Genomic DNA, 4,582 nt, shown 5'->3' on the forward strand with positions numbered 1-4,582 from the left:
GGGGCGCAGCCCCCATGCAGTGACGGGAAGGGTAGGGGCGGCGGGGGCGAAAGAAAGCCTTACGCCTGGACGGGGCTCTGCCTTGTGAACAGCGTGCCCAGGGCCGGTGCGTGGACCCGCCGGTCGGCGAGGCGCAGGGCCTCCCAGACCGTGACCTGGTTCGCGGTCAGGACCGGCTTGCCGAGCGCCGCCTCCAGCGAGGGAAGGCAGGAGGCCGTGTGCAGCGCGGTGTCCGGCAGCAGCACCACCTCCGCCTCCGGATGGTCCGCGGCCCGGGCCAGAGCCAGCACCTCGTCCTCCCCCCACGCCCCGACCTCTGCGGCCGTGATGATCCCCGACCCCCGCACGGACACGACCTCGAACCCCCCGTCGGCCAGGAACGAAGAGAACAGCGCCGCCACGTCGTCCGGATACGTCGCCCCGATCGCGACCCGTTTCACCCCCAGCTCCCCCACCGCGTGGGCGAACGCGAAGGACGTGGAGGAGGCGGGCAGCCCCGCCGTCCGGGCGAGGGTGCGGACCTGGTCGTGGGCGCCCTGCCAGCCGTACACGAAGCTGCCGCTGGTGCAGGCCCAGACGACCGCCTCGGCCCCGGACAGCCGCAGCTCCTCGACCCCGGCGGCGAGGCGGGCGGCCGAGCCCATCTCCAGGAGGGCGTCCACGCGGTGGGCGTCCTCGCCGATGTCGGTGTGGATGACCTGGAGGCGGATGTCGCTGCCGAGGAGCTGCTCGATGCGCGGGTAGTCGTCCTCGGCCGAGTGACCCGGGTAGAGGAATCCGAGAGCCGTCATGCCCAACCTTCCTGTTCTTCCGGTAATGCGGGCGGTACGGGCCGCGTGCGCGCCGACGCGTCGATCAGCGCCTGGTACGGCCCTACCGCCCGGGTACCCAGGTGACGCAGCGCCGCCCACATCGTGACCTGGTTGGCCGAGATCACCGGGATGCGCAGCTCGGCCTCCAGCTGCGGGATGACGTCGTACGTCGGGAGGTTGGTGCAGCTGATGAAGAGCGCGTCGGCGGCCCCGCGCACCGCGCCGCGGGCCATGTCGACGACATCGCGGTACGGGACTTTCCAGATGTGCCTGGTCAGGCCCATGTAGGCGCGGCCGGTGACGGTGATGCCCGCCTCGGCGACGTACTCCTCCAGGGCCTGGGTGACCGAGACGGTGTAGGGCGTGACCAGGGCGATCCGCCGTACGTTCAGTTCCTCCAGAGCATCCAGCAGGGCGCCGGACGTGGTGACGGACGGCAGCTCGCCGGCCCGGGTCATGGCCTCGCACATGGCGCGCTCGCCCGCGATCCCGCCGACGAAACTGCCGGACGTGCAGGCGTAGGCGACGATCTCGGGCTGCACGGCGTTCAGTGCGCGCACCGCGTCGCCGAGCGTCTCGTGCTCGCTGACCAGGCGTGCCAGGTCGAGGCTGACCTCGACGGGCACGAACGGTGTACGGGTCAGATGCAGCGACACCTCGTCGGGCACCCAGCGCCACAGTTCGCGGTCGAGGGCGAAGTCGAAGGGAGCGACGACGCCGACACCCCTTTGAGGGTGCGGCCCACCAAGGAAGGAGACGTCCATGAGCAGCCCCAAACTCGGATCGAGCGAGTGGTGGAGACCGGCCGCACGGCCTGACTGGCGACTGGCAGCCGGGAGGGGACGGAAGCCGGCGCGTGCCGGGACGTCGGGACAGAGACGGACGGCTCCCCGGAACCCCTGGGAGACGAGCCCGTGTTGACGAAGGTAGGTTCGGGTGCGAGCGTGGTCAATCCGCCCATCCCGGACGACTTGGCCGATGTCCCGCCGCAGTGCTCGGAGCAGTGCTTCGGACCCAGAGAAGCGGACCCTCGTTGCGAAACGGTTTCCCCCCGATGACCACTCCCTCGACCGCGCCCCTCTCCGCGAACATGGCCGAAAAGCCGACGCTGCTGGTGCTGGGCTCCGATCCGCCGCCTCGGCTCGGCCGGCTCACCGGGCGGGTGCGCGTCGAGTACGCGGACGACCGGACGCTGGCCGCACTGCTGCCCTGCGCCGACGCGCTCCTGGTCTGGGACTTCCACTCGCGCGCACTGCGCGGGGCCTGGCCGGGCGAGGGCCCGCGACCGCGCTGGGTGCACACGGCGAGCGCGGGTGTGGATCACTTGATGTGCCCCGAACTGGCCGCCTCCGACACGCTGGTGACGAACGCGCGCGGCGTCTTCGACCAGCCGATCGCGGAGTACGTGGCCGCGCTCGTCCTCGCCCTGGCGAAGGATCTGCTGCGCACTCTGGACCTCCAGGGGGCGCGCGAGTGGCGGCACCGCGAAACGCGGAGAGTCGCGGGTACGCGCGCGTGCGTGGTGGGTTCCGGGCCGATCGGGCGGGCCGTCGAGCGGACTCTGGGGGCGCTCGGCATCACGACGGCGCTCGTGGGACGCACCGCGCGCGACGGCGTGCACGGTCCCGGGGAGCTGGACCGGCTGATGGCGCGGGCCGACTGGGTGGTGTCGGCGGCGCCGCTCACCGAGGAGACGTCCGGGATGTTCGACGCGCGCCGGCTGGCCCTGATGCAGCCGTCGGCGTACTTCGTGAACGTCGGCCGCGGGCAGCTCGTCGTGCAGGACGCGCTCGTCCGGGCCCTTGAGGAGCGGTGGATCGCGGGGGCGGCGCTCGATGTCTTCGCGCACGAACCGCTCGGCCCCGACAGCCCGTTGTGGGAGGTCCCCGGTCTGCTCGTGTCCCCGCACATGAGCGGCGACACGGTGGGCTGGCGCGACGAACTGGGCATGCAGTTCGTGGAGTTGTACGAGCTGTGGGAGGCAGGTGAACCCCTGCCGAACCTCGTCGACAAGCGGCGCGGATACGTACCCGGCCCCTGACAGCCGTCGGGGGCACCTCTGGGGCACACGTGGGAGGGGCGGATGACCGGATGACCGAGCTCACCGAACTGACGGCCGTACGACTCGTCGAGGGGTACCGCAAGGGTGAATTCAGCCCCGTGGACGCGGTGCGGGCCGCGCTGCGCAGGGCCGCGGAGATCCAGCCCGCGGTGAACGCGTTCGTACGTCTCGACGAGGAGGCGGCCCTCGCGCGGGCCGCGGAGTCCGCCGAGCGGTGGCGGCGCGGTGAGCCCGCCGGGCTCGTCGACGGCGTGCCGGTCTCGGTGAAGGACATCCTGCTGATGCGGGGCGGGCCGACCCTGCGGGGTTCACGGACCGTGTCCCCGTCCGGCGCCTGGGACGAGGACGCGCCGTCGGTGGCGCGGCTGCGCGAGCACGGGGCGGTGTTCCTGGGCCGCACGACCACCCCCGAGTTCGGCTGGAAGGGCGTCACCGACTCACCGGTGTCGGGGGTGACACGCAACCCGTACGACCTCTCCCGCACCTCGGGCGGGTCGAGCGGCGGGAGCGCGGCGGCCGTGGCGCTCGGCGCGGGTCCGCTGTCGCTCGGCACGGACGGGGGCGGCAGTGTCCGTATCCCCGGCTCCTTCTGCGGGATCTTCGCGCTGAAGCCGACGTACGGGAGGGTGCCGCTGTATCCCGCGAGCGCGTTCGGGACGCTCGCGCACGTGGGGCCGATGACGCGCGACGCGGCGGACGCGGCGCTGATGATGGACGTCATCAGCGGCCCCGACACCCGCGACTGGTCGGGGCTCGGGCCGCCGGCGGGCTCGTACGCGGACGGGCTGGGCGGTGGCGTCCGGGGGCTGCGGGTGGCCTACTCGCCGTCCCTCGGCGGGCAGGTGGCGGTACGGCCCGGGGTCGCGGCGGCCGTGCGGCGCGGGGTGGAGGGGCTGGCGGCCCTCGGCGCGTACGTCGAGGAGGCGGACCCCGACTTCACGGATCCCGTCGAGGCGTTCCACGTGCTGTGGTTCAGCGGGGCGGCGCGCGTGACGCAGCGGCTCGGGCCGCGGCAGCGGGAGCTGCTCGATCCGGGGCTGCGGGAGATCGTCGGGCTCGGGGAGCGGTTCAGCGCGCTGGACTACCTCGCGGCGGTGGACGTCCGGATGGAACTGGGGCGACGGATGGGGCGCTTCCACGAGACGTACGACGTGCTGGTGACGCCGACTCTGCCGATCACCGCGTTCGAGGCGGGGGTGGAGGTGCCGGGTGGGTCGGGGCTTCGCCGGTGGACGGGGTGGACGCCGTTCACGTACCCCTTCAACATGACGCAGCAGCCGGCTGCGACGGTGCCGGTGGGGGTGGACGCGGGTGGGCTGCCTGTGGGGTTGCAGGTGGTCGGTGCACGTCATCAGGACGGGCTGGTCCTGCGGGTCGCGCATGCGCTGTACGCGGCGGGCTTCGCGGGGCTTGCGCCGCCGCGCGCGTAGGGGCGGACAGGTCCGTCGGAACCCGCGGCCCCGGTGGGGGCCTGTCGCGCAGTTCCCCGCGCCCCTAAAGACAAAAGATTGCGCCGTTCCCCGCGCCCCTTGAAGGCGGGGCCAGCGTCGGATGCACGCGTCAGGAGCGTTGTGGCTGAGCGCGCCGTTCCCCGCGCCCCTAGGAGGGGCTGCGCCCCATCAGGGGCGCGGGGAACTGCGCGATCAGCCCCCACCGGGCCGCAGGGACTCATCCACCGGTCGGCCCCCGGGCCTACGCGCGGCGGAAC

At 73.0% G+C, this 4,582-nt stretch carries 4 protein-coding genes; 2 read left to right on the forward strand and 2 right to left on the reverse strand.

The window, feature by feature from the left end; all coding sequences use genetic code 11:
* Nucleotides 1-59: 59 nt before the first annotated feature.
* Nucleotides 60-791, reverse strand: a complete 732-nt coding sequence (locus tag ACFWGJ_RS42205; protein ID WP_387334264.1) for a decarboxylase — start codon at nucleotides 789-791, stop codon at nucleotides 60-62.
* Nucleotides 788-1,576 carry a decarboxylase gene (locus ACFWGJ_RS42210; RefSeq protein WP_387334265.1) on the reverse strand — a complete coding sequence of 263 codons (789 nt, stop codon included), beginning with the start codon at nucleotides 1,574-1,576 and terminating at the stop codon, nucleotides 788-790. Before ACFWGJ_RS42210 ends, ACFWGJ_RS42205 begins: the two co-directional genes overlap by 4 nt.
* Nucleotides 1,577-1,866: 290 nt before the next feature.
* Between ACFWGJ_RS42210 and ACFWGJ_RS42215 the strand changes: the two genes are divergently transcribed.
* Nucleotides 1,867-2,853: a D-2-hydroxyacid dehydrogenase gene (locus tag ACFWGJ_RS42215; protein ID WP_387334266.1), complete on the forward strand. Its 987-nt coding sequence runs from the start codon at nucleotides 1,867-1,869 to the stop codon at nucleotides 2,851-2,853.
* A gap of 50 nt (nucleotides 2,854-2,903) precedes the next feature.
* On the forward strand, nucleotides 2,904-4,304 hold the full coding sequence (locus ACFWGJ_RS42220) for an amidase (protein ID WP_387334267.1): 1,401 nt from the start codon (nucleotides 2,904-2,906) through the stop codon (nucleotides 4,302-4,304).
* Nucleotides 4,305-4,582 lie beyond the last annotated feature (278 nt).

The sequence above is a fragment of the Streptomyces sp. NPDC060205 genome, assembly GCF_042728395.1.
GTDB lineage: Bacteria > Actinomycetota > Actinomycetes > Streptomycetales > Streptomycetaceae > Streptomyces.